Here is a 20,830-nt window from a genome sequence, read left to right on the forward strand (position 1 = left end):
TCATCATGCCTGGGAAGGATAAAGAACTGTCGCGTGAAGAAGATTATCGCGATTTTGAGGAGCGCAATATCGACGACGGCTGGCCTTATGCCGACAAGGGACAGACGGGCGCCGATTCGGAAAACGGTGCCTATGGCGAAGCCTCTAGGCGAGAACCCAGCAGCGGCTTCCGGGTGGATGGCGTCGATGAGGATGGCAACGAGAATCCTTTCAGGGACTCGCTACGCCCCGGGCTCATCGACCGCGACGACAGCGATGAGCTGGAAGCGAAAGTGGCGGAAAACCTAGAGAACATCCCCGACGTTGATGTCGGCGGCATTGAGGTTCATGCAGATGGCCATGTCGTAACCCTCGAAGGAGAGGTCGAAACAATCGGAATGGCCCGGAAAGTCGAGCTCGCAGCGCTTGCGGTCGATGGCGTGCATCATGTCCGTAACAAGATCGAAACAACCGGGGTCGACTCGCATATTCCCACTGACGATTGACACAACGGCAGTTGGGCTTGTGATCGCTTGCCCTTGTCAGTCACTCGAATGGACGCCTTTCACCAGGCGTACATCAGTTGGCTGCAAGATATCGCGGGCATCTTCGAGACCAGACTGCGCCACTCACGTGTAGCGTCCGCTCATATACAATGTTAGGTTCCTAGCCATAGTCGGGGTGCCGCTGGTTAGGAGGAATGCGAATGTTCCGATTGGGCAGAAAGTATCGACACCTTGTTCATGACGCCGGTTGCGGCTGCGCAAATCCGCTTCTGCAGCGACGATCTGGCTATCTCAGCGACTATTCGCGACGAACCTTTCTGGCCGGGATCGGATCGGCCACGGTTGCCGGGATGCTTCCCGGCGTGGGTAGCGCACAGACGCCAGCGCCACTGTCCCGGCTACTTCTTACTCAGGTGCGGCTGTTCGATGGCAAGTCGGATACACTGCAGACGGGCGTTCAGGTGCTGGTCGAAGGCAACAAGATCTCTGCCATCGATAAAACCAACAGTGCACCGCCTTCTGATGTAACGATCATGGAATGCGGTGACCGCGTTCTGATGCCAGGTATGATCGATGCGCACTGGCATACGATATATGCCGCGGTGCCGCTGCAAACATTGATGGTCGGGGATCCAGGCATCATTTTTGCGTCTTCAACAGCCGAAGCAGAGCGCACCTTGATGCGAGGCTTCACGACCGTGCGGGACCTGGGCGGACCCGTCTTTACCTTCAAGCAGGCAATCGATGAAGGCACTATTCCGGGACCTCGAATTTTCCCCTCAGGGGCGATGATTACAACGTCCGGCGGTCACGCCGACCTGCGCAAGCCATTCGAAATACCTGCACGAGATGGTCAACTCAGCCTCAGTGAAATGATGGGTAGCTCGGCTATCGTCGACGATGTAGGCGACCTGAAACGACGCGTGCGTGAACAGCTTCTCCAGGGCGCCTCACAGATCAAGCTCGTCGGAGGGGGAGGCGTTTCGTCGCCCGCAGTCCGCTAGACATGACCACTTTCAGCGAGGACGAAATTCGGGCGGCAGTCGATGTGGCGCGGGACTGGAATACTTACGTCACCGTTCACGCTTACGCACCGAAGACAGTGCAGCGTGCCCTCGTCGGCGGAGCGGCGTGTGTCGAGCATGCGCATCTGATGGATGAAGACACAGCAAGGATGTTCGTGGATAAGAACGTCTGGCTGAGCACCCAGCCTTTCCTGACCATGGACGATGCGGCCTCACAAACTGGCCCGGGTGCGGAGCGTATCAAGCAGCTATTTGCCGGAACCCCTAAGATCTACGAGTTTGCGAAGAAACATGGCATCAGGACCGCCTGGGGTTCCGATGTGCTCTTTTCTCCGGCACTGACGCCCCGCCAGAATACCATGCTGACCCATCTTGCCAACTGGTATACCAATGCCGAGGCGTTGCGCATGGCGACGTCCGGTAATGCGGACCTTCTGGCGCTTTCAAGTCTGCGGACGCCGTATGGCGGCAAACTCGGCGTTATCGAAGAAGGGGCGTTTGCCGATATCCTGGTTTGGGACGGCAATCCGCTTGATGACCTGCAGATGATCGAAGATCCGCAAAAGAATCTGAGTGTCGTCATCAAGGACGGACGGATATTCAAGAACACACTCTAGGCTACGAGGAAGCGATGCGGGAAAGTGGCGAGAGGGCGGTTTCCGCAACCTGGGTCCTGATTGCGGTACTTCTCGTCCTTGCAATGCTGCCGATGGCAAGGACTGTCCTTGCTCCGCTGACGTTTGCCCTCTTGGTGATTGCTCTTCTCTGGCCTGTACAGCAGAGGATGCAACGGATCGTTCCACGCTACGTTGCGCTCCTTGTGAGCCTGCTTGTTGTCGTATTGGCCTTTGTGGTGTTCGCGTGGATTGTGGCCTGGTCCTTTGGGCAGGCGGGGCGGTGGGTCATTGCCGATGCCTCCCGCTTCCAGCAGCACTATGAAGAAATCCGTGCCTGGCTAGAGGACAAGGGCATAGCCGTTGCGGTGCTCTCGGTCGACAGCTTTTCAACGACCTCCATTCTACGCGCTGTTCAGACCGTGAGCAGCCACGTCAACAGCGCCTTGAGCTTCTGGCTCATCGCGCTGACGTACGTTGTGCTTGGGATGATGGAGGTCGAGGATTTTGCCCGCAGGATTGCCGCGATGCGAAGCCAGTCGGCGAGAGAGCTCCTACTGAACGGGAGCCGGGAAACAGCACAGAAACTTCGCCGCTACATGTCAATCAGGACGGTGATGAGCATCGCAACTGGTCTGCTTGTCTGGATCTTCACACGCGCACTCGGTCTGCCCCTCGCCGAAGAATGGGGTATCATAGCGTTCGCGCTCAACTACATCCCGTTTGTTGGTCCGCTCGTGGCAACGTTGTTTCCCACGATGTTTGCCCTCATCCAATTCGACAGTTGGCAGTCGGTATTGGCGGTCTTCATCGGGCTGAATCTCATACAGTTCGCCGTCGGTAGCTACATCGAGCCACGCGTCTCAGGCAGTGCGCTGTCGCTTTCTCCTGTTATCGTGTTGTTTTCAGTATTCGCCTGGGGCTATCTCTGGGGAGTATTCGGCGCGTTCATTGGCGTGCCGATCTCGATCGCCTTGCTGACGTTTTGTCGTCACCATCCCTCAAGTCGGTGGGTCGTTGAGCTGTTCGGAACGGGCCGCGACGGTAACCCGCGACCGCCGTAGGGCAAGATTTGGCGATCCTGTCTTTAGGTGTCTTGATTGTCTCTGGAAGATCAACCGGTGGGTTCGCTGGTGATAGGCGGATGCCTATCTGTATTGTAGACGAGTAGCGTGGTTATGCCTTAACGGAGCTCGACCTATGCCCAACCTGATCGAAAGTCACCTTGCCCTTTTGCCGGAATCCACCGGGAGGGCCACAGCAACTTTGCAGCCGCGTCTCTTCCACTACACAACGCTTCAGGGCTTTCTCGGTATTGTCGGCTCGAAAATGATGTGGGCGACAAATATTCATTACCTCAATGATTCAGAGGAGTTCGTCTACGGCCTTGGCTACCTGAAAACGGAAGCCGAGACCCGCGCAAAGGACGCGTCCGCTGGACATCAGGCCGTATTGCTTCGGGTCGCCTCTCTCGTTGACTACTTCAAGCAGGGATATGTCTACACGGCATCCTTTGCGGAAGACGACGATCTGCTCAGCCAGTGGAGGGGATATGGTGTTGGAGGAGGCGTATGTCTGGGATTTTTGGTCCGCGACCTGCAAAAGATTGCGGAGCGGTCGGGCTTCCGCCTCATCAAATGCATCTATGAGCAGAGCCAGAAGGCTGCGCTCGCCAAGGAGTTCATAGATCACTCCTTAACGGCGATCGATGCCACCACTGCCTTGGGCAATGAGCGGGTCGAAGAGTTGGCAAACCAGATCGTCACCCGCTACCAACAACTCGCCTGTGCGTTCAAGGATCCTTCGTTTCGCGAGGAGTGTGAATGGCGCATTATTTCCAAGTTTGTGCCGGTTGACCACGAATCCGTGAAAGTCCGCGGGACGGCAACGATGCTGGTGCCGTACTTCGAGGTCGACCTCGATCTGGGGCAAGATGATCGCGGACGAACGAACATCGGAATTGACACCTTGATTGCCGGCCCGAGCCTGCAGAAGGAGCGAATTCTCCAGGCGGCTTCGATCGCCACCAAGCACTTGACCATTGAGGCTTCAAGGCCGTCAGAGATTCCATACCGTTCGCTGTAATCGCACTTTCTTCTGGATATGATCGCGGGCGGTGACGGCTTTTGAACCCTTCCGCACTGGCGCCTTGCCTGCCTTACAATCCCTCTTCCCTCGCATACGCCGCAAGCAAATCGGGGAAATCCTTCTCCGAGTTGCCCTTGAGTAGCGCCCGAGTGGTGATGGCATCGATATGATGCCGCATCAGCGAGCAGGCCTGTTCCCGCTCGCCCTTGTCGAGGGCGGCGATCAGTTCCCGATGTTCAGACACCGCGCAGTCAGGCGAATGCGGGCGTCCGTATAGCGACAGGATCAGCGATGAGCGCGAAACCAGTTCGGTGACGTAGCGCAGGAGCACATCGTTTTCCGTCAGCTTGGCCAGCAGCACGTGAAATTCGCCCGCCAGCTGGATGGACGCCGACGTGTTGTTGGTGCGTGCCGCGTCCTCCGCATCCACATGGGCTTCGAGCTGTCGGATCTGCTGCGGGGTCAACGTCCCGATCAACGTGTCGACAACCAGCGTTTCGAGTGCCTGGCGGACGGCAAAGATATGGCGAGCGTCCTCGAGACTGGGCTGCGCGACGCACGCGCCCTTGTGGGGGCGCAACTCGATCAGGCCTTCGCCGTTCAGCCGGGCGAGCGCTTGCCTGACGATGGTGCGGCTTACACCGAGCCGCTCGCCGATCGAGTCCTCTGGCAGCTTTGTGCCGGCCGCAAGCGCCTGATCGAGGATCGCACGCTTCAAGGTGCGGTACACGGCATCGGACTTGGATACCGCCGATTTCTGATTCTTATCGCGAAGTGTCGAGGCCATGACCGTCCTAATCTAAAATCCAAGCGTGCAATGACGTAAAGTGTGTGCAGACCCAGAGAATGGCGACGCTACCACTGCGTCGTTGAGCACGTAAAGGCGTGGAACGGCAGGATTGCCTTCGCCCATCCCGATGATCCCAACGTTTTTCATGCTGTGAGCCTCTGATACGTGGGAGGAAAGATCTCGTCGATCGCAGGATGACGCCAGGTTCTCTCGGGATAGCGTGCCACGAGGCGCTCAAATTGCGCCTGCGCACGCTGATGTGCCGCCTCGAAATCGAAGCCCGGGATTCGGCCTTCCGCCATCACTGTGCGCCCGTTGATGATGACGGAGTGAACGTCGCGCCCGCATGCGGACGTCATGAGGCAGGCGATGGGGTCGATGATCTCTCCGAGCCGATCGTTCGACAGGTCAACGACGACGATGTCCGCCGCGGCTCCCGGTTGCAGCCGTCCAAGGTCAGGGCGGTGAAGTGCGTCGGCGCCGCCGATTGTCGCTGCATCGTAGAGGTCGGCCGACCTCGGAGTGTCGATTTCGCCTGCCATTACACGACCGAGCATCAGGCCGAGCTGCATGTTCAAGATCATGTCGGGTGGCCAGGTATCGGTGCCCATGCCGATCCGCAAGCCGCTCCCGCGGAGACGGGAAAGATGATCGAGGGCGGCTCCATGTCTTGCCATCACCAGGGGACAGTGGACCAGCGTTGCGCCGGCTCCGGCGATGATGTCGAGATCATTGCGATCGGCGTGGGTCCCATGCGGCAGCAGCGCTCGTTCGGAGAGAAATCCGATCTGCTGGAGCCAGCCGGCACTCGTCATGCCGAAGCGACGCCGGATTGTCTCGACCTCGAATGATGACTGGCAGCAATGGAGGCGAACCGGCACATCAAGATCGCGTGCTGCTTCTGCCGTTCTCCTCAGGAGGTCGGCTGTCCAGAACTCGATCCGGTCGGGAGATAGCATCGTGCGGACGAGCCCGCCGCTGCGGTTTTCGTGCGTGGCACAGAACTCGATTGCTGTCTTGAGCCCTTCGACGCCGCGAAGTTCGTCTATCTCGACGACGATACTGCCATCGGGTTCGACGACGGAATGACCTGCCCGAAAGGCCGGCCCGAGATAGACGCGAAGTCCGAGGGATTCCGCCGCCTCGGCCGCGGAAGCGAATTCTTCCGGGGTCTCGTTCCACTCGCGATAGAAGAGCGAGGCGATGGGAAGCGCGGTGGTGATGCCGTTCCGGATCAGTTGGGCGAAAGCATACCGCTTCTGAAACGCCAACTCTTCGGGGTCGAGCATCTCGACTGGCCCCGCATCGACATAATCGCGCGGCCAGACGCGTCCCTTCTTCCAGCCGGGCTGATGATCGAGGCCGAGCACGCCGGTGTCGAGATCCGAAAGCGCGTCCAGGTCGATAAAACCCGGACCGATAAGGGCCATGCCGTGGTCGATGCGGCGCGCGACCGGGCCTTTGTAGTGATGGCCGACAAAGACGATCCGGCCACTCTCGTAGACGACTTCGCCGTTCTCGAAAAGGACATGGCGGCCGTTCTGATGTCCGACGACCCAGCGTGCACTCAAAAGCGTCGGGCCGGCCTCTTTGGTCCTCCATGCGTCATTTGACATTCGGCAGTTCCTCGCTCATCACGCCGTCACGTACGACGACCCGTCCGCGACGGATGACTGTGCGCTTCTGCGGCGTCAGTGCGACCGCTTCGGCGAGCGTTCGGGCTCGAACGAGCACAAGGTCACCCCGGCAGCCCGCAGAGAGGCCGTAATCCGTTAATCCAATGCCTTCGGCGCCACCGAAAGTGCAGATGCTCGCCGTGTCCCTGAGGTCCGCGTCGTTGGTCATGCCGTTGCGTTGTGCAAGATATTTGGCGCGCTCCAGCATGTCGCCGTTGCCCCACGGCTCCCAGGTGCCCTGGATACCGTCGGAGCCGGAGGCGATGACAACGCCGGACTGGCGCAGGATGCGGAGTGGCAACGCCGGCGCCGACGGGCTTCCGACTGTCATCACCGCTATACGCTCCGCTTCCAACGCATCGATGAGCGAACGCTGCCGCCGGCCGTCGAGCATGCCGAGGCAATAGGCGTGGCTCACCATTACCCGGCCCTGCAGGGAAAGTGCGCGCGTGCGCTCCAGAATCAGTTCGAGGCAAAAGGCGCCCAGGTCTCCCGGTTCATGCAAATGAATGTCGACTGGCTTCTGATAGCGTTCGGCAAGGGCAAAGATCGCGTCGAGATGGCGCACGGGATCGCGGTCGATGCTTGCCGGATCGATCCCGCCGACGACGTCGGCACCGGCTTTCAGCGCCTCTTCCATCAGAGCAAGCGTGCCCTCGCGAACCAGCATGCCGCTTTGCGGGAAGGCGACAATCTGTACATCGACAAGGTCCTTGAGCCTGTCGCGGGTTTCGATGACGCCCTCGATGTTGGCGATGCCGATTTCCGTGTCCACGTCGACATGGCTGCGGATGTGCATGACCCCGAACGCCAAAGTCTGCATGATCTGGCGTGCAGACTGGCGGCGTGCATCAATGCCGAGCTCCCGCTTGGCACACCGGTCGACCAGAATCCGGTCGTTGCGGGTCGGGCCGACGCTGTTCTCGAACCAGTCCATGCCGATCAGCGTCTTGTCGAGGTGGGTGTGCGCCTCGACTAGACCGGGCAGCGCGATGTGGCCGCTCCCGTCAATTTCAATTGCCGGCTTCTGCGCGGGGTTCTGCGCAAGCCAACCGTCACGGATATAGAGGTCAGCCGGTGCGCCACCGAGTGGGCTGACGTTGCGGATAAGAATGTCTGCAGTCACGGTCGTCTCCCTGGTCTGCCTGCCATTGCCGATATTGCCTCTTCGCCGTCAGGCAAGCTGCGCTCGTCCCATCATCGTCCGGAAAGCCCTACCTGCACGATGGAGGATCGCGTCCTCGTCATGATCGACGAGCTTGCGTGAGCGCATCAGAACGCGACCACCAACGATCGTTGTGTCCACGTCAGCGCCGTTTGCGAAGCGTGCGATCCTCTGCACGGGATGCGCAGGTGGCCAGAGGTGTGGTTGACGCATGTTGACGAGGATGATGTCGGCGCGCTTGCCGGGCTCAAGTGAACCGATTTCGTGTTCCATCGATAGTGCTCGCGCGCCCTCGATCGTTGCCATTTCCAGCAGCTGCATCGGTGGCAGGACACGGTCGTCCCGGAAGTGCCGTGCATGGTAGCGATGAGCCTGAAACATATTCCGGAACATATCGAACGAACGGTCGGGGGCGGCGGCATCCGTACCCAGCGACACGGTGATCCCCTGCTCGATCAACTCCGGGGCAGGGCAGCGACCGGATACAGACATCAGTGCGCTCGGATTGTGGGCCACCTTCGCGCCGCTCTGCTTCAAGACGGCGATGTCTTCCTCTGTCAGGTCGATGCAGTGGGCAAGAAGCGAGCGTTCATCGAAAAGCTCTAGCGCAGCTGCATTGGCAGCAATGGAGCCGGAGCGATGACCGTCTTGAACGAGCAGTGTACTCTTCTCGCGTGCAAGATCTCGCAACTGTCTTGATAGATTGTATACAGTTTGATTCTGCAACTCGCTGGCATCGAAGACGGGAAGGGACATTGCAATCCGAATGCGATCGTCGCGTTTTGCCCACTCCTCGGCTAGCTCCGCACATACGGCCAATTGCGCCTCGGTAGAGACCGGGGTCTCAACGAACGCATCTCCGGTGTATGTGCGATAGACGTGCCGTTGCGGTCGGTTTGGCCCGATGGCGAGGACCTCGCGCACACCCATGTCGAGGATCGTGGCAAGATGAGCACGGGCGGCTTCGGGCGCCTCCGTGCGCATGATATCCGGGCCGCCGCCGAAGAGGAGCGCGGCCGTGGTGGTCCCGCATTTTATCCGCTCCAGGGCCGATAACGCCGCCTCGGCGGCCCAGAATTCGGTATCCGTCGCCTGCGCGTAGACGCGTCCGGTCGTATCCATCCATTGTTCAGAGCCATCGCCCAGCCCTTTGGTCAAGGTGTGGCCGGCATGCGCATGCGTGTCGATGAGGCCTGGCATGACCACCATGCCCGTGGCGTCCATGCGTTCAGCGTCTGCGGGCGCGGCAATCGCGCCGTCCGATATGGCCGAGATTCGTCCGTCTTCGATCAGCAGATGTGCCTTTTCCAGGACACGCCGTTCCGGGTTCATGGTGATGACGACACCGTTCTCGATCAGCAAAACCTTCGCCATTGCGGCTCCTCCCTCAAGAATATTTGCGAGCATTTTGTACACAATCAAGCAAAATCGAATATTGCGCTTGATATTGTGCACATCATATGTACTTTAATGCTCGGGAACAATCGTATCCAATAAGATGACAAATATGTATACCAAAAATGGGAGACTGATGTGAAAGACTATCTGAAGACCCTCCTGGCAGGGTTGGTAATCCTGGTGCCATTGGCGACGCCGTCGCTTGCAAAGACCCTGCGTTGGTCGTCGGCCGGCGATGTCATCTCGTATGATCCGAACGCACAGGTCGACAGCTTCACGCAGAGCGTGCACCACATGGTGTTCGATCCGCTGGTGCGCCGTAACAAGGATCTCGTGCTCGAGCCCGCGCTCGCAACGTCATGGGAAGTCGTCGAGCCAACACGCTGGCGCTTCCACCTTCGCCAGGGCGTGAAGTTCCACGAAGGGCAGCCCTTCAATGCTGACGATGTCGTTGCGACGATCCAGCGCCAGATTGATCCCGGCGCGCGCAACCGCGAGAACCTCTCCGCCGTCGTCGGCGTCGAGAAAGTCGATGACTACACGGTCGACCTGATCCTGCGCGGCCCATATCCGCTTCTGCTTAACGATCTTGCGGCAATCTACATCATGAGCAAGCCGTGGATGGAAGAACATCAGGCGCTGAAGCCCGGCAATGCCTCCACTGGCGTCACGACCTATGCCAGCAACCATGCCAACGGCACCGGCGCCTTCAAGCTGGTGACCTACGAGCCTGATTCTCGTTCCGTCTTTGCCGTCAACGAAAACTGGTGGGACAAGCCGCAGCATAACCTGACCGGCGTCGAGTTCCGCCCCATCGCGTCGGACGCAACCCGCGTGGCCGCTCTGCTTTCCGGCGAACTTGACATGATCGCGCCGGTTCCTTTGCAGGACATCGACCGGATCGGTAGCACCCCGGGTCTGAAGGTCGTCGAGAACCCGTCGCTTCGCGAGATCTTCCTTGGCTTCAATTTCCGGCCGGAACTGCATGCCGCACCCGGCAAGCCCAATCCGCTGCTCGACGTGAAGGTCCGACAGGCCCTCTGGCACGCGGTCGACGTCAATGCGATCCAGAAGCGATTGATGCGTGGCAAGTCACGCGTCTCCGGCATGCTCGTCGCCCCCGAAGTCACCGGTTACGATCAGTCGATCGACGTGCCCTTGCCCTATGATGCCAAGAAAGCGAAGGCTCTGCTCGCGGAAGCGGGATATCCTGACGGCTTCAAGGTTGGCCTGGCCTGCCCGAACGACCGCTACATCGCCGACGAGCAGATCTGCCTGGCGATCGCGTCCATGTGGGCCAAGGTCGGCGTGCAGGCGGATGTCGCTGTCGAAAGCAAGACAACGTATTTTCCGCGTATGGATAAGGGCGATCTCGACGTCTACATGCTCGGCTGGGCCTCCCTGCCTCCGATGGACGGCTATAGCGTCCTGCAGGCGCTCCTGGCGACCAACGACGGCAACTACGGCGGCAGCAACCCGAACGGCCTTTCCGACGCAAAGATCGATGCCCTGACCAAGTCAGCGTCTGTCGAGCTCGATGAAGGCAAGCGCGTCGGTATGCTGAAGACCGCCTTCCAGATCGCCCATGACCAGGCGTTTTACCTGCCGCTGCACCAGCAGCCGGTTGCCTGGGCGATGAGCGACAAGGTGGAGATTCCGCAGTTCGCTGATGAGTACGTGCGCCCCTGGTTCGCACAGCTGAAGTAAACCAGCCGCTTCCGTGATCCCGAGTGACGCAAGGACCTCGGGATCACGCGTTGAATTGGGTGATAAGCCCTATCCAATGGGACGACGCACGATGGCGTTCGTCAGGCCGGTTCGATCCGTTCCGCGTTCGGACGAGGGAACGGAATACGCAAAGCAGCGCAGTTTAGCCGATCGGCCGAGCGCGCTCCTGCAAGGTACTTTCTGATGTTCAGGATTCTATCGGTAAGGCTGCTTCAGGCCATTCTGGTGATGGTGGCCGTCACGGCCATTGCTTTCATCATGTTCCGGTTCGTCGGCGATCCTGTCGCCGCGATGGTTCGGGAAGGCGCAACCCAGGCCGAGAAGGACGCGCTTCGCGCCACCCTCGGCCTCGACAAGCCGCTCGTCGTGCAATTCATCGAGTTTGTCGGTCGGGTGCTGCAAGGTGACTTCGGCACGAGCTTCCGCTACCAACAACCGGTTGGCGTCCTGCTGCTGAGCAGGCTTCCGGCGACGCTGGAACTCGTGCTTGTCGCCACCGTCATGTCGCTTGCGGTCGGCATCCCCCTCGGTGTCGTCTGTGCGCTGAAGCCGAACGGCTTCTGGTCGCGGCTGACCCAATCGCTGACGCTTGTGGGCATTTCCATGCCGACCTTCGTCACCGGGTTGCTGCTCATTCTCATCTTCGCGGTCAATCTGCGCTGGCTGCCCTCATCGGGGCGCGGCGATCTCGTCGATCTCGGCTTCTGGCAAACCGGCTTCCTGACGATCTCCGGCTTGAAGTCCCTGATCCTGCCGTCGATCACGCTCGCCCTGTTCCAGTTGACCCTGATCATGCGTCTCGTCCGCTCCGAGATGATCGACGTGCTCTCGTCGGACTACATTCGTTTCGCCTTCGCGCGCGGACTACCGCGCTCTTACATCTATGGGCGTCTGGCGCTGCGCAACGCGCTGATGCCTGTCGTCACAGTGACTGGCCTGCAGATCGGCCAGCTCATCGCCTTCGCGATCGTCACGGAAACGGTGTTCCAGTGGCCCGGCATGGGCCTGTTGTTCACTAATGCCGTTGGCTATCCGGACATTCCCGTTCTTTCGGCCTACCTGCTGTTTGTCGGCTTCCTGTTCGTGCTGATCAACATGATCGTCGACATTCTCTACACCTTCATCGACCCCCGCTTGAGGACACGATAATGGCCACGCAAGCTCGTCTACTGCATAGGCTCCCGCCGGTTTCCGTGATGATTGCCTGCCTCGTTCTGGCGATCATGCTGGTGCTTGTGATCTTCGCGCCGATGATCGCGCCAATGGATCCCCGCGATGTCTCGTCCTACTCGCTGATGGACATGGAAATCCCCCCGATCTTCATGGAGGGCGGCGACCCTCGCTTCTTGCTCGGTACTGACAACCAGGGCCGCGACCTGGTTTCCGTCATCCTCTTCGGCCTGCGGATCTCGATCCTCATTGGTATCGGGGCGGTGTTGTTCGCTGCTGCCGTCGGCGTCGCGCTCGGCCTCATCGCAGGCTTCTTCGGCGGCCTGGTCGACGGCATCGTAATGCGCATCGCCGATATTCTCGTCAGCTTCCCGACGATCCTGGTGGCGCTTCTGATCAGCGGTATCGCACGCGCACAGCTGGACGCAGATACCGTTCTGACCTGGGCGCCGCTCATCCTGATCGTCGCGATCGCGATCAACGAGTGGGTTCAATATGCCCGCACAGTGCGCGCCTCCAGCATGGTCGAGATATCGAGGGACTATGTCCGCGCTGCCAAGGTCATCGGCCTGCCGCCACGCCGTATCATGCTGCGCCATATCCTGCCCAACGTGATGAGCTCGGTGATGGTCATTGCGACGATCAATCTCGCCGGCGCGATCCTGACGGAGGCGACATTGTCGTTTCTCGGCGCCGGCATGCCGCCGACCTATCCGTCGCTCGGCACGCTGATCCGCATCGGCAACCAGTTCCTGTTTTCCGGCCTGTGGTGGATCGCCGTGATGCCGGCCACTGTCCTCGTAATTCTCGTTCTGGCAGTCAACATCATCGGTGACTACCTGCGAGATCGCTTCAATCCCAAACTGATGGCACGCTGATGAGAAACGCTACGCAACCTGTCCTGGAGATCAGGAACCTGCGGGTCGAATATCCGCTCGCCAACGGTGAGACCCTCGCAGCCGTCAACGACGTCAATCTGACGATCGAGCCCGGCGAAATTCACGCCTTGGTCGGTGAATCCGGCGCCGGCAAGACGACCGTCGGCAACGCGCTGATGGGCCTCCTGCAGGCTCCCGGCAGGATCGCATCCGGCTCGATCGCCATCGCCGGCAAGCCGATCGATGTTCGTACCGGTCGTACCGCGGGCATCATTCCCGGCCGCGATGTCGGCGCGATCTTCCAGGATCCGATGACGAGCCTCAACCCGCTCTTCACGGTCGAGAGCCAGCTGTGCGAGGGCATGCTGACACATCTGAAAATCGGCCGGCGAGAGGCACGCGCCAAGGCCCTCGGCCTCATGAAGGCCGTTGGCATTCCGGAGCCGGAGCGCCGGCTCGGCAGCTATCCGCATCAGCTGTCGGGTGGCCAGCGGCAGCGTGTGGTCATCGCCACGGCGCTCGCCTGCGATCCGCAACTGATCGTTGCCGACGAGCCGACGACGGCGCTCGATGTCTCTGTGCAGGCTCAAATCCTTAGGCTGATCCGCGATCTCGCCGACGTGCGTCGGGTGGGTATTCTGCTGGTCACGCACAATATGGGCGTGGTTGCAGAGATCGCCGATCGCGTCACGATCATGCAGAACGGCCATATCATCGAAAGCGGACCAGCGCGCGATGTGCTCACATCGCCGAAGGCACCCTATGCTCGCACGCTGATATCGGCCGTACCGCCGATCGACACGCGGCTGAAGCGTCTGCCGGTTCCGAGCGAGGAGACCGAAACCACGCTCCAGGCCCGCGAGGCGGTCCGCACGAAGAGCACAAGCCGCGGCGGCGCCAAGCAGACAGACGTCGTTCTCGACGTTCGTAACCTGTGCGTCGAATATGGCAGCCGTTCCTTTATGCCTGGCAGCAAGTCGTCCGTCTTCCGTGCGGTCAAGGACGTCTCATTCGATGTTCGCCGGGGCGAGATATTTGGCCTCGTTGGCGAATCCGGCTGTGGCAAGACCACCGTCGCGAACACGATCGCCGGGCTCGTCACGCAAACCTCGGGCAAGATCGAGTTCCAGGGCACCGAGCTTGGCGCGCGCCGTGACAAGTCGGTTCGCCAGTCGCTGCAGATGGTGTTTCAGGATCCGTACTCGGCGCTCAATCCGCGGCTGCGGATCAATGCGGCCATCGCTGAGCCGATCCTGTTCTACAAGCTCGCCTCGACGGCGGAGGAAGCGCGCCTTGACGCGAAGACTCTGCTGCAAGCGGTCGGTTTGCCGGGAGACGCCGGTGCCCGGTTCTCGCATGCCTTTTCGGGAGGCCAGCGGCAACGCATAGCCATCGCAAGAGCGTTGGGGCCGTTGCCATCCATGCTGATCTGCGACGAACCAACCTCGGCACTCGACGTCTCGGTCCAGGCGCAGATCCTCAATCTCCTCAAGGATCTGCGTGATCTCGCCGGCCTCTCTATGCTGTTCATCAGTCACGATCTGGCGGTGATCCGCCAGATGTGCGACCGCGTCGCCGTGATGAAGGCGGGAGAGATCGTCGAGTTGGCCGATACGGAGACCCTGTTTTCGGCACCGCGACACGACTACACGCGCGAACTTTTGCGCCTGGCTCCTTCCCTTGATCGCATTCTCTCCAAAGAGAATGCCGTCGCCAGTCTGTGAGAATTTGAAACAATGGCAGACATTCTGATTAGAAACGGCGCCGTGATCGCCATCGACAACGAGCGGCGGATCATTCCCGATGGGGCCGTGGCCATCGAGGGCGACCGCATCGTCGCTGTCGGCCCCTCGGAGGAGGTTGCAAGGGATCATCCGGCGCGGGAAACGATCGATGCCGGTGGTATGGCAATCATGCCCGGGCTGGTCGACAGCCATGCGCATGCCGGGCATGGCCTCATCAAGACGATGGGCGGCGGGCGAAGCGACCTCTGGTATCGCGCATGCCAGGGCGCCTACACGGTCGGTTCGACGCCGGAATTCTGGTTTGCCGAGGCGCAGCTTGCGGCCTTGGAGCGCTTGCGCTTCGGTGTGACGACGGGCGTTTCTTTGCTCGGCGGCGGCGATTCTGTCATGCGCACCGATGAGCCGGTCTATGGCGACGCCCATATGGAGGGCGTGCTTGGCGTCGGCACGCGCTCGGTCGTTGCCGTCGGCACGACAAGGCCGCCGCAACCTCTGACTTATGCGCGCTGGGAAGACTCCGTTCGCTTCGACCATGCTGTCTCGTTCGAACAGCAGCTTTCAACGTGCCAAACCCTCGTTGATCGCTGGCATCGCACTCACGAGGATCGTCTGCATGTCGCGCTGCTGACGCCAACGCTGCATCAGGAACACCTCGATGCTCGCGGCGCCGAGGATGCGATCGCGCAATCGCGCAAGGTCAAGCGCCTGGCCGACGAGCGCGGTTTGCTCTTCACCCAGGACGGTCATACCAGAGGCAGCGTTCGCATCGCACGCGAGATCGGGATTCTCGGGCCGCGCACGCTTCTCTCTCACGCCACAGGAGTTGATGACGGCGAAATCGCAATCTGCGCAGAGACAGAGACGCGCATCGTTCACAATCCAAGCGCGGTTGCTTCTATCCTGGCGCGCTGTCCGGTTCCCGAGCTTCTCGATGCCGGTGTCGTCGTTGCAATAGGCTCCGATGCGACGGCGCCTGATCGTTCTGCGGACATGTTCCGGCACATGCAGCAATGCATGCATTACCATCGGACCCATTTCCACGATCCGAGCTGGCTACCGCCGGGCAAGGTCCTGGAAATGTGCACGATCGATGCGGCACGCGTTCTTGGTCTCGACCATGAGATCGGATCGCTGGAGCCCGGCAAGAAGGCGGATATCATTCTCGTCGATCTGCGGCGCCCACACCTCTATCCGGCGAACATGCCGGAGTTCCGGGTGACCTATTTTGCCAACGGCAACGATGTCCACACCGTTCTGGTTGGCGGTCGCGTGCTGCTCCGCGACCGCAACCCCGTAGGCATTGACCAGGATGCTGTTCTCGATGCCGCGCAGCGCGAGACAGAGATGTTGATCGACCGGTTGGGGCTGCGGGATCTCTTGGTGACACCTGACATGTTCTGGCGCCACAGCCGCGATACTAGCCTCATCGAATAGGGCGCCTCGGCAGTCCGTTCGACGGGTTGGCGACGGCAGTTTCTGGCTTGAGCGACATCAGGAATTCTCTCATGACACGCATCGGCATTATCAATCCCAACTCGACATCGTCCATGACGACCGCAATCGGCGCTGCGGCCTTGAGGGCCGCGCATAAGACGACTGAAATCATTGCTATGCAGAACGATCGGGGCCCGGCTTCCATCGAAGGCGCCGTCGATGGGGCGAGGGCTGTCCCCGGCCTTCTCGATTGCATTGAACGGGCCGAACGCAGCGGCGCGATGGATGCCTATATCATCGCCTGTTTTGACGACACCGGCCTTGATGCCGCGCGCATGCTCACCCGCAAGCCGGTCATTGGCATCGGCGAGGCTGCCGCGCGGATCGCCGCGATGATTTCCAGGCGCTTCACCATCATCACGACGCTGCCGGTCTCGATCCCTGTGCTTGAAGACAACCTCGTTCGCTACGGCCTTGCATCGGTTGGGACAGTACGGGCGTGCGGCATTCCGGTACTGGGACTGGAGGCGGATCCGAGTGCGGCACTCTCGACCATAGGCGAGGGGATCCGTGATGCGCTTCGCGTGGACCGCTCCGGTGCGATCGTTCTGGGATGTGCCGGTATGGCCGACATGGCGCAGCAACTATCCGACCGTCATTCGGTCCCGGTGGTAGAAGGCGTATCCGCGGCGGTCCGACTCGCGGAGCTGCTGACAAGCCTTGAATTGCAGCCGCGAGCGACTCCACACGGCGCTACCCCACATTGCAGTCACGATGTCGGCCCGAGGTAAAGCGTCTTTGCAATATTGGAACATCAAATGCTGAAGGTCACCCAGGCTGCCGGCGATCGGCATTGGCCGATGCTACTCCTTGTCATGTTGATTGCAGTGAACCTGCGGCCATTCCTCACCGCGCCGGCGCCGGTCGTTGCGAATATCGTGGCCGACACGGCAATGGGCTACAGCATGCTTGCGATGCTGACCTTGTTGCCGATGTTGCTGATGGGCGTCGGCGCATTCGTGGCGCCTGGCATCCAAGCTGCGATCGGCACACGCCGCGGCATCCTTGCCGCCCTCGCGTTGTTGACGGTAGGCTCTCTGCTGAGGCTCGTCGCACCCGGGGGCCTTTCGTTCATCCTGACGGCGGCGCTCTGCGGCGTCGGGGTGGCATTCATTCAGGCAGCGTTCCCCGGCATCATCAAGGCAAAATTCCCGGGCAGCGTGCCTGCTGTCACCGGCCTCTATTCGGGTATGCTCATGGGCGGTGGCGCGGTCGGTGCGCGGCTGACGCCGGCCCTCGTCAACAATGGATACGATTGGCGGACCGCGCTTGCCTGGCTGGCGGTACCCGCTGCGATCGCATTTTGTGTGGCATTCCTTGTGCTGTCGGACTCCAAGGCGTCCAAACCCGACAAGGATCTGACAGGTCTGTTGCTGCGCCGTCCGCGCACCTGGACATTGATGATCGCGTTTGGTCTGGTAAACAGCGGTTATTCGTCGATGGTCGCTTGGCTCGCGCCCTACTATCAAGCGCACGGCTGGTCGAACGCTGAGAGCGGCAATCTGGTCGCGATCATGGCGGTCAGCCAGGCCGTCTCAGCCCTTCTTCTGCCCAACCTGGCGCGCCGCAGCATCGATCGCCGCGGCTGGTTGCTGGTGACCCTTCTGATGCAGGCCATCGGTTTTGCGGGGCTGGCATTTCTTTCGGGAATGCTGCCGGTCCTGTGGGTGGCGATTTGCGGCGCTGGGCTCGGGGGAAGTTTCTCCCTTGCCATTGTCACGGCGCTGGATCATCTGCCACGGCCGGAGCAGGCCGGCGTTCTCGTCTCCCTGATGCAAGGAGGTGGCTTTCTGATTGCATCGCTTGGACCCTTTGCCACATCCTTCCTCCACGGCATGACCGGCAGCTTTGCCAGCGGGTGGATCATGCACCTGGCGTGCCTCGTGGTCGTATTTGCTCTCTACGTACGCTTCAGTCCCCGGAGCTACGAGGACGCCATCGGCCTGACTTTTCCGGCCCATGCCAGCATTGGCTCGGCATAGGACCGAAGGTGTGCTCGCAACGAGCCTCGCCTAACCGGCAAAGTCGGGCGTGAGGGAAACGTTCTTTGCCATCTCTTGTAGCGCGCGGCAGATTTCCTCGAATGCAACGCGAATTCGGCGGCTCATGATGCGGCCGCGCAAATAGCCGTGCACGAGTTGCTCGTGGTTGCGCCAATCGGCATCGACGCCTGCGGCTATCAGGCGCTCGACATAGACCTTCCCGTCGTCGCGCAGCGGATCGACATCAGCGGTGAATACCCGTGTTGGGGGCAGGCCCGAGAAGTCCTTGGCCTTGAGAGGCGATACTTCCTCCAACTCCTGATCCGATGGCTGCTCGGAGCCGGAATAGGCGACGCGATAGCCGGCGAGATCGGAAGTGCGCAGCAAGGGTGCTTCCGCGTTCTCTATGTAGGACGGCCAGGAGTGGTCTCCTCCGAGGCCGGGATAGATCAAGAGCTGCGCTATCGGCATCGGGCCGGTGAGGCGCCGCATGCGCAGGGCGAGCGCCGCGCAGAGATTGGCGCCGGCGCTGTCGCCGACCGTAATCAGTCGCGGCGTTTTCACCGCAAGATGACGCCAGACCGTTTCAACGTCATCGATCGGAGCGGGATAGCGGTGCTCCGGCGCAAGACGGTAGTCGACGGCGGTCAGATGCATGCCGGTGCTGCTTGCGATTTCGGCACAAACGTCGTCGTGGCTTTCCAGGGAACCGACGACGAATCCGCCGCCATGACAATAGAGAATTGAAGGCCGGCCATCGCTGGCATGAGCCGGTATGTAGTGCCGCACCGGGACATGATTGACGGCAGTGTCGATGACGCTGATATCCGTGGGACGAGGCTGGCGAAAGACAGCACACATCGCATCATAATGGCGGCGGTTGTCCGCGGCCGAAGCGACATTCGAATCCGCGGGATAGGATGCTTCCGTCTTGGCGATGAAGGCCAGGATTTCAGGGTCGTCGATCATTTCGGAGATGCTCCTGCTTCCAGGCGGCGGGTCAGCCAATCCGGATCCATGTCCGGCACCGAGGCCAGCAAGGTCTTTGTGTAGGTTTGCGCCGGCCGTTGCAGCACATCCCTGACCTTCCCCTGTTCGACAACCCGTCCGCCTTGCATGACGGCGCAGTCGTGCGAAATGGCGCGAACCGCCGCCAGATCGTGAGTGATGAACAGGTAGGAGACGCCGGTCACTTCCTGGATCTCTCTCAACAGCCGCAGTATGCCTTCGGCGACGAGCTGATCCAGTGCCGACGTCACTTCATCGCAGATGATGATCTTGGGTTCGGCCGCCAAGGAGCGCGCAATGCCGATGCGCTGCTTCTGCCCTCCTGATAGCTCTGACGGAAGGCGATCCGCGAACTTGGCGGGGTCGAGCTCCATCCGGTGCATCAGCTCATCGACCTTGTGGTTGCGCGCGGCGCCCGTGAGGCCGAGATAGAATTCGATCGGCCGGCCGATGATATCACGGACCCGTTGGCGCGGATTGAGCGCGGTGTCGGCGTTCTGATAGATGATCTGGATTTGCCGCAACATATCCCGGCTGCGTTGCTTGAAGCTCGGGGGAAGAGGTTGCCCGTCCAGCAACACCTGGCCGCTGTTAGGCTCCAGAAGGCCAGCCACGACGCGAGCAGTGGTGGATTTGCCTGATCCGGATTCGCCAACGAGTGCAAGCGTGCGACCGCGATGGAGTTCGAGGCTAACATCCTGCAGTACCTTCAATCTGCCGTAGGATGCTGTGACGGAGTCGATCTTCAACAACGGCTGGACGTCGATTGCCGGCGAAGGTTTATCTTCCGCCTCCATCGAGCGGACTGACCACAGGCTCTTGGTATAGGCTTCCTTCGGCTCCGTGAGCATGTCGCGTGTGGATTGGTCTTCCACCTCGCGTCCGTGCAAAAGCACTTTAATTCGATCCGCCATTTGCGCCACAACGGCCAGATCGTGGGTGATATAAATCGCAGCCGTACCGAACTGGCGGACTGCATCGCGGATCGCGGCCAACACTTCGATCTGCGTGGTCACGTCGAGCGCCGTTGTGGGCTCGTCGAAGATGATGAGATCAGGCTTGCAGGCCATCGCCATCGCGGTCATGGCGCGCTGCAACTGGCCACCGGAAACCTGATGCGGGTAGCGCCAGCCGATGATGTCGGGTTCGGGCAAACGCATGCGGCGATAGAGGTCGACGGCCTGCCGTTCCGCATCATGCCTGGTCAGAAGGCCATGTGTCACCGGCGCTTCGGCATATTGATCGATGAGGCGATGCGCCGGGTTGAAGCTCGCTGCCGCCGACTGCGCAACATAGGCGATGCGCCGGCCCCGAAGCTTGCGCAGAAAAGCTTCGCTGCGGCCGACGAGTTCCTCTCCATCGAAACAGACCGAGCCGGCGCTGATACGACAGCCGTTGCGGGCATAGCCCATGGCCGCAAGTCCGATCGTCGACTTACCGGCGCCGGATTCGCCAATCAGGCCCAGCACTTCGCCTCGCCTCAGATCGATATCGACACCATGGACGATCTCGGTCCATGCACCGTCGATCTGTGCTTCCATCTTCAGGCCGCGAATTTCCAAAAGCGGTTTTGCGTTGCCCATC

At 60.6% G+C, this 20,830-nt stretch carries 16 protein-coding genes and 1 pseudogene; 11 read left to right on the forward strand and 6 right to left on the reverse strand.

Going from position 1 to position 20,830, the window contains the following annotated elements:
- Positions 1-5 precede the first annotated feature (5 nt).
- The 4 genes and pseudogenes from FHT76_RS17850 (at position 6) to FHT76_RS17865 (ending at position 4,209) form a co-directional block, all read left to right on the forward strand.
- Positions 6-485, forward strand: a complete 480-nt coding sequence (locus FHT76_RS17850; RefSeq protein WP_183861811.1) for a BON domain-containing protein — start codon at positions 6-8, stop codon at positions 483-485.
- 566 nt (positions 486-1,051) lie between these two features.
- Positions 1,052-2,127 (forward strand): annotated as a pseudogene (locus FHT76_RS17855) (amidohydrolase family protein).
- 14 nt (positions 2,128-2,141) lie between these two features.
- Positions 2,142-3,188 carry an AI-2E family transporter gene (locus FHT76_RS17860; protein ID WP_183755448.1) on the forward strand — a complete coding sequence of 349 codons (1,047 nt, stop codon included), beginning with the start codon at positions 2,142-2,144 and terminating at the stop codon, positions 3,186-3,188.
- A 136-nt stretch (positions 3,189-3,324) separates the two neighbouring features.
- Entirely contained in the window at positions 3,325-4,209 is an 885-nt protein-coding gene (locus FHT76_RS17865; RefSeq protein WP_259185753.1) for a DUF2971 domain-containing protein, read from the forward strand.
- A 73-nt stretch (positions 4,210-4,282) separates the two neighbouring features.
- Here the strand turns inward: FHT76_RS17865 and FHT76_RS17870 are convergent, their stop codons facing one another.
- The 4 genes from FHT76_RS17870 to FHT76_RS17885 form a co-directional block, all read right to left on the reverse strand.
- On the reverse strand, positions 4,283-4,999 hold the full coding sequence (locus FHT76_RS17870) for a GntR family transcriptional regulator (protein ID WP_183755450.1): 717 nt from the start codon (positions 4,997-4,999) through the stop codon (positions 4,283-4,285).
- Positions 5,000-5,145: 146 nt separating this feature from the next.
- The gene (locus tag FHT76_RS17875; protein ID WP_183861807.1) at positions 5,146-6,618 is read right to left on the reverse strand and encodes an amidohydrolase family protein; all 1,473 of its coding nucleotides are present in this window, start codon (positions 6,616-6,618) and stop codon (positions 5,146-5,148) included.
- Positions 6,608-7,804 carry an amidohydrolase gene (locus FHT76_RS17880; protein ID WP_183861805.1) on the reverse strand — a complete coding sequence of 399 codons (1,197 nt, stop codon included), beginning with the start codon at positions 7,802-7,804 and terminating at the stop codon, positions 6,608-6,610. Before FHT76_RS17880 ends, FHT76_RS17875 begins: the two co-directional genes overlap by 11 nt.
- Positions 7,805-7,852: 48 nt before the next feature.
- The gene (locus tag FHT76_RS17885) at positions 7,853-9,217 is read right to left on the reverse strand and encodes an amidohydrolase family protein (RefSeq protein ID WP_183861803.1); all 1,365 of its coding nucleotides are present in this window, start codon (positions 9,215-9,217) and stop codon (positions 7,853-7,855) included.
- 159 nt (positions 9,218-9,376) lie between these two features.
- Here FHT76_RS17885 and FHT76_RS17890 point away from each other — a divergent pair, with 159 nt between their 5' ends.
- The 7 genes from FHT76_RS17890 (at position 9,377) to FHT76_RS17920 (ending at position 18,238) form a co-directional block, all read left to right on the forward strand.
- Positions 9,377-10,948 (forward strand): ABC transporter substrate-binding protein, encoded by a 1,572-nt coding sequence (locus FHT76_RS17890; protein ID WP_183861801.1) that lies wholly within the window; start codon positions 9,377-9,379, stop codon positions 10,946-10,948.
- 204 nt (positions 10,949-11,152) lie between these two features.
- A complete protein-coding gene (locus FHT76_RS17895) occupies positions 11,153-12,118 on the forward strand; it encodes an ABC transporter permease (RefSeq protein ID WP_183861799.1) in 966 nt (321 codons plus the stop codon).
- On the forward strand, positions 12,118-13,017 hold the full coding sequence (locus tag FHT76_RS17900) for an ABC transporter permease (protein WP_183861797.1): 900 nt from the start codon (positions 12,118-12,120) through the stop codon (positions 13,015-13,017). The genes FHT76_RS17895 and FHT76_RS17900 overlap by 1 nt, the downstream gene beginning before the upstream one ends.
- Positions 13,017-14,741, forward strand: a complete 1,725-nt coding sequence (locus FHT76_RS17905) for an ABC transporter ATP-binding protein (RefSeq protein WP_183861795.1) — start codon at positions 13,017-13,019, stop codon at positions 14,739-14,741. The genes FHT76_RS17900 and FHT76_RS17905 overlap by 1 nt, the downstream gene beginning before the upstream one ends.
- A gap of 12 nt (positions 14,742-14,753) precedes the next feature.
- Positions 14,754-16,196 carry an amidohydrolase family protein gene (locus FHT76_RS17910; protein WP_183861793.1) on the forward strand — a complete coding sequence of 481 codons (1,443 nt, stop codon included), beginning with the start codon at positions 14,754-14,756 and terminating at the stop codon, positions 16,194-16,196.
- A 71-nt stretch (positions 16,197-16,267) separates the two neighbouring features.
- Positions 16,268-16,987 carry an aspartate/glutamate racemase family protein gene (locus tag FHT76_RS17915; RefSeq protein ID WP_183861791.1) on the forward strand — a complete coding sequence of 240 codons (720 nt, stop codon included), beginning with the start codon at positions 16,268-16,270 and terminating at the stop codon, positions 16,985-16,987.
- Between the two features lie 27 nt (positions 16,988-17,014).
- A complete protein-coding gene (locus FHT76_RS17920) occupies positions 17,015-18,238 on the forward strand; it encodes a cyanate transporter (protein ID WP_183861789.1) in 1,224 nt (407 codons plus the stop codon).
- 30 nt (positions 18,239-18,268) lie between these two features.
- On the opposite strand, the gene FHT76_RS17925 is transcribed toward FHT76_RS17920, so the two are convergent.
- Positions 18,269-19,207 carry an alpha/beta hydrolase gene (locus tag FHT76_RS17925; protein WP_183861787.1) on the reverse strand — a complete coding sequence of 313 codons (939 nt, stop codon included), beginning with the start codon at positions 19,205-19,207 and terminating at the stop codon, positions 18,269-18,271.
- Entirely contained in the window at positions 19,204-20,829 is a 1,626-nt protein-coding gene (locus FHT76_RS17930) for an ABC transporter ATP-binding protein (RefSeq protein ID WP_183861785.1), read from the reverse strand. Before FHT76_RS17930 ends, FHT76_RS17925 begins: the two co-directional genes overlap by 4 nt.
- Position 20,830: the final 1 nt, after the last annotated feature.

Source organism: Rhizobium sp. BK176, assembly GCF_024808055.1.

Bases quoted from the DNA above. Each gene is read 5' to 3' on its own strand.
- FHT76_RS17870 (WP_183755450.1), bottom strand. From the start codon at position 4,999: ATGGCCTCGACACTTCGCGATAAGAATCAGAAATCGGCGGTATCCAAG.
- FHT76_RS17910 (WP_183861793.1), top strand. From the start codon at position 14,754: ATGGCAGACATTCTGATTAGAAACGGCGCCGTGATCGCCATCGACAAC.
- FHT76_RS17925 (WP_183861787.1), bottom strand. From the start codon at position 19,207: ATGATCGACGACCCTGAAATCCTGGCCTTCATCGCCAAGACGGAAGCA.
- FHT76_RS17915 (WP_183861791.1), top strand. From the start codon at position 16,268: ATGACACGCATCGGCATTATCAATCCCAACTCGACATCGTCCATGACG.
- FHT76_RS17930 (WP_183861785.1), bottom strand. From the start codon at position 20,829: ATGGGCAACGCAAAACCGCTTTTGGAAATTCGCGGCCTGAAGATGGAA.
- FHT76_RS17865 (WP_259185753.1), top strand. From the start codon at position 3,325: ATGCCCAACCTGATCGAAAGTCACCTTGCCCTTTTGCCGGAATCCACC.
- FHT76_RS17875 (WP_183861807.1), bottom strand. From the start codon at position 6,618: ATGTCAAATGACGCATGGAGGACCAAAGAGGCCGGCCCGACGCTTTTG.
- FHT76_RS17905 (WP_183861795.1), top strand. From the start codon at position 13,017: ATGAGAAACGCTACGCAACCTGTCCTGGAGATCAGGAACCTGCGGGTC.
- FHT76_RS17850 (WP_183861811.1), top strand. From the start codon at position 6: ATGCCTGGGAAGGATAAAGAACTGTCGCGTGAAGAAGATTATCGCGAT.
- FHT76_RS17885 (WP_183861803.1), bottom strand. From the start codon at position 9,217: ATGGCGAAGGTTTTGCTGATCGAGAACGGTGTCGTCATCACCATGAAC.
- FHT76_RS17895 (WP_183861799.1), top strand. From the start codon at position 11,153: ATGTTCAGGATTCTATCGGTAAGGCTGCTTCAGGCCATTCTGGTGATG.
- FHT76_RS17920 (WP_183861789.1), top strand. From the start codon at position 17,015: ATGCTGAAGGTCACCCAGGCTGCCGGCGATCGGCATTGGCCGATGCTA.
- FHT76_RS17900 (WP_183861797.1), top strand. From the start codon at position 12,118: ATGGCCACGCAAGCTCGTCTACTGCATAGGCTCCCGCCGGTTTCCGTG.
- FHT76_RS17860 (WP_183755448.1), top strand. From the start codon at position 2,142: ATGCGGGAAAGTGGCGAGAGGGCGGTTTCCGCAACCTGGGTCCTGATT.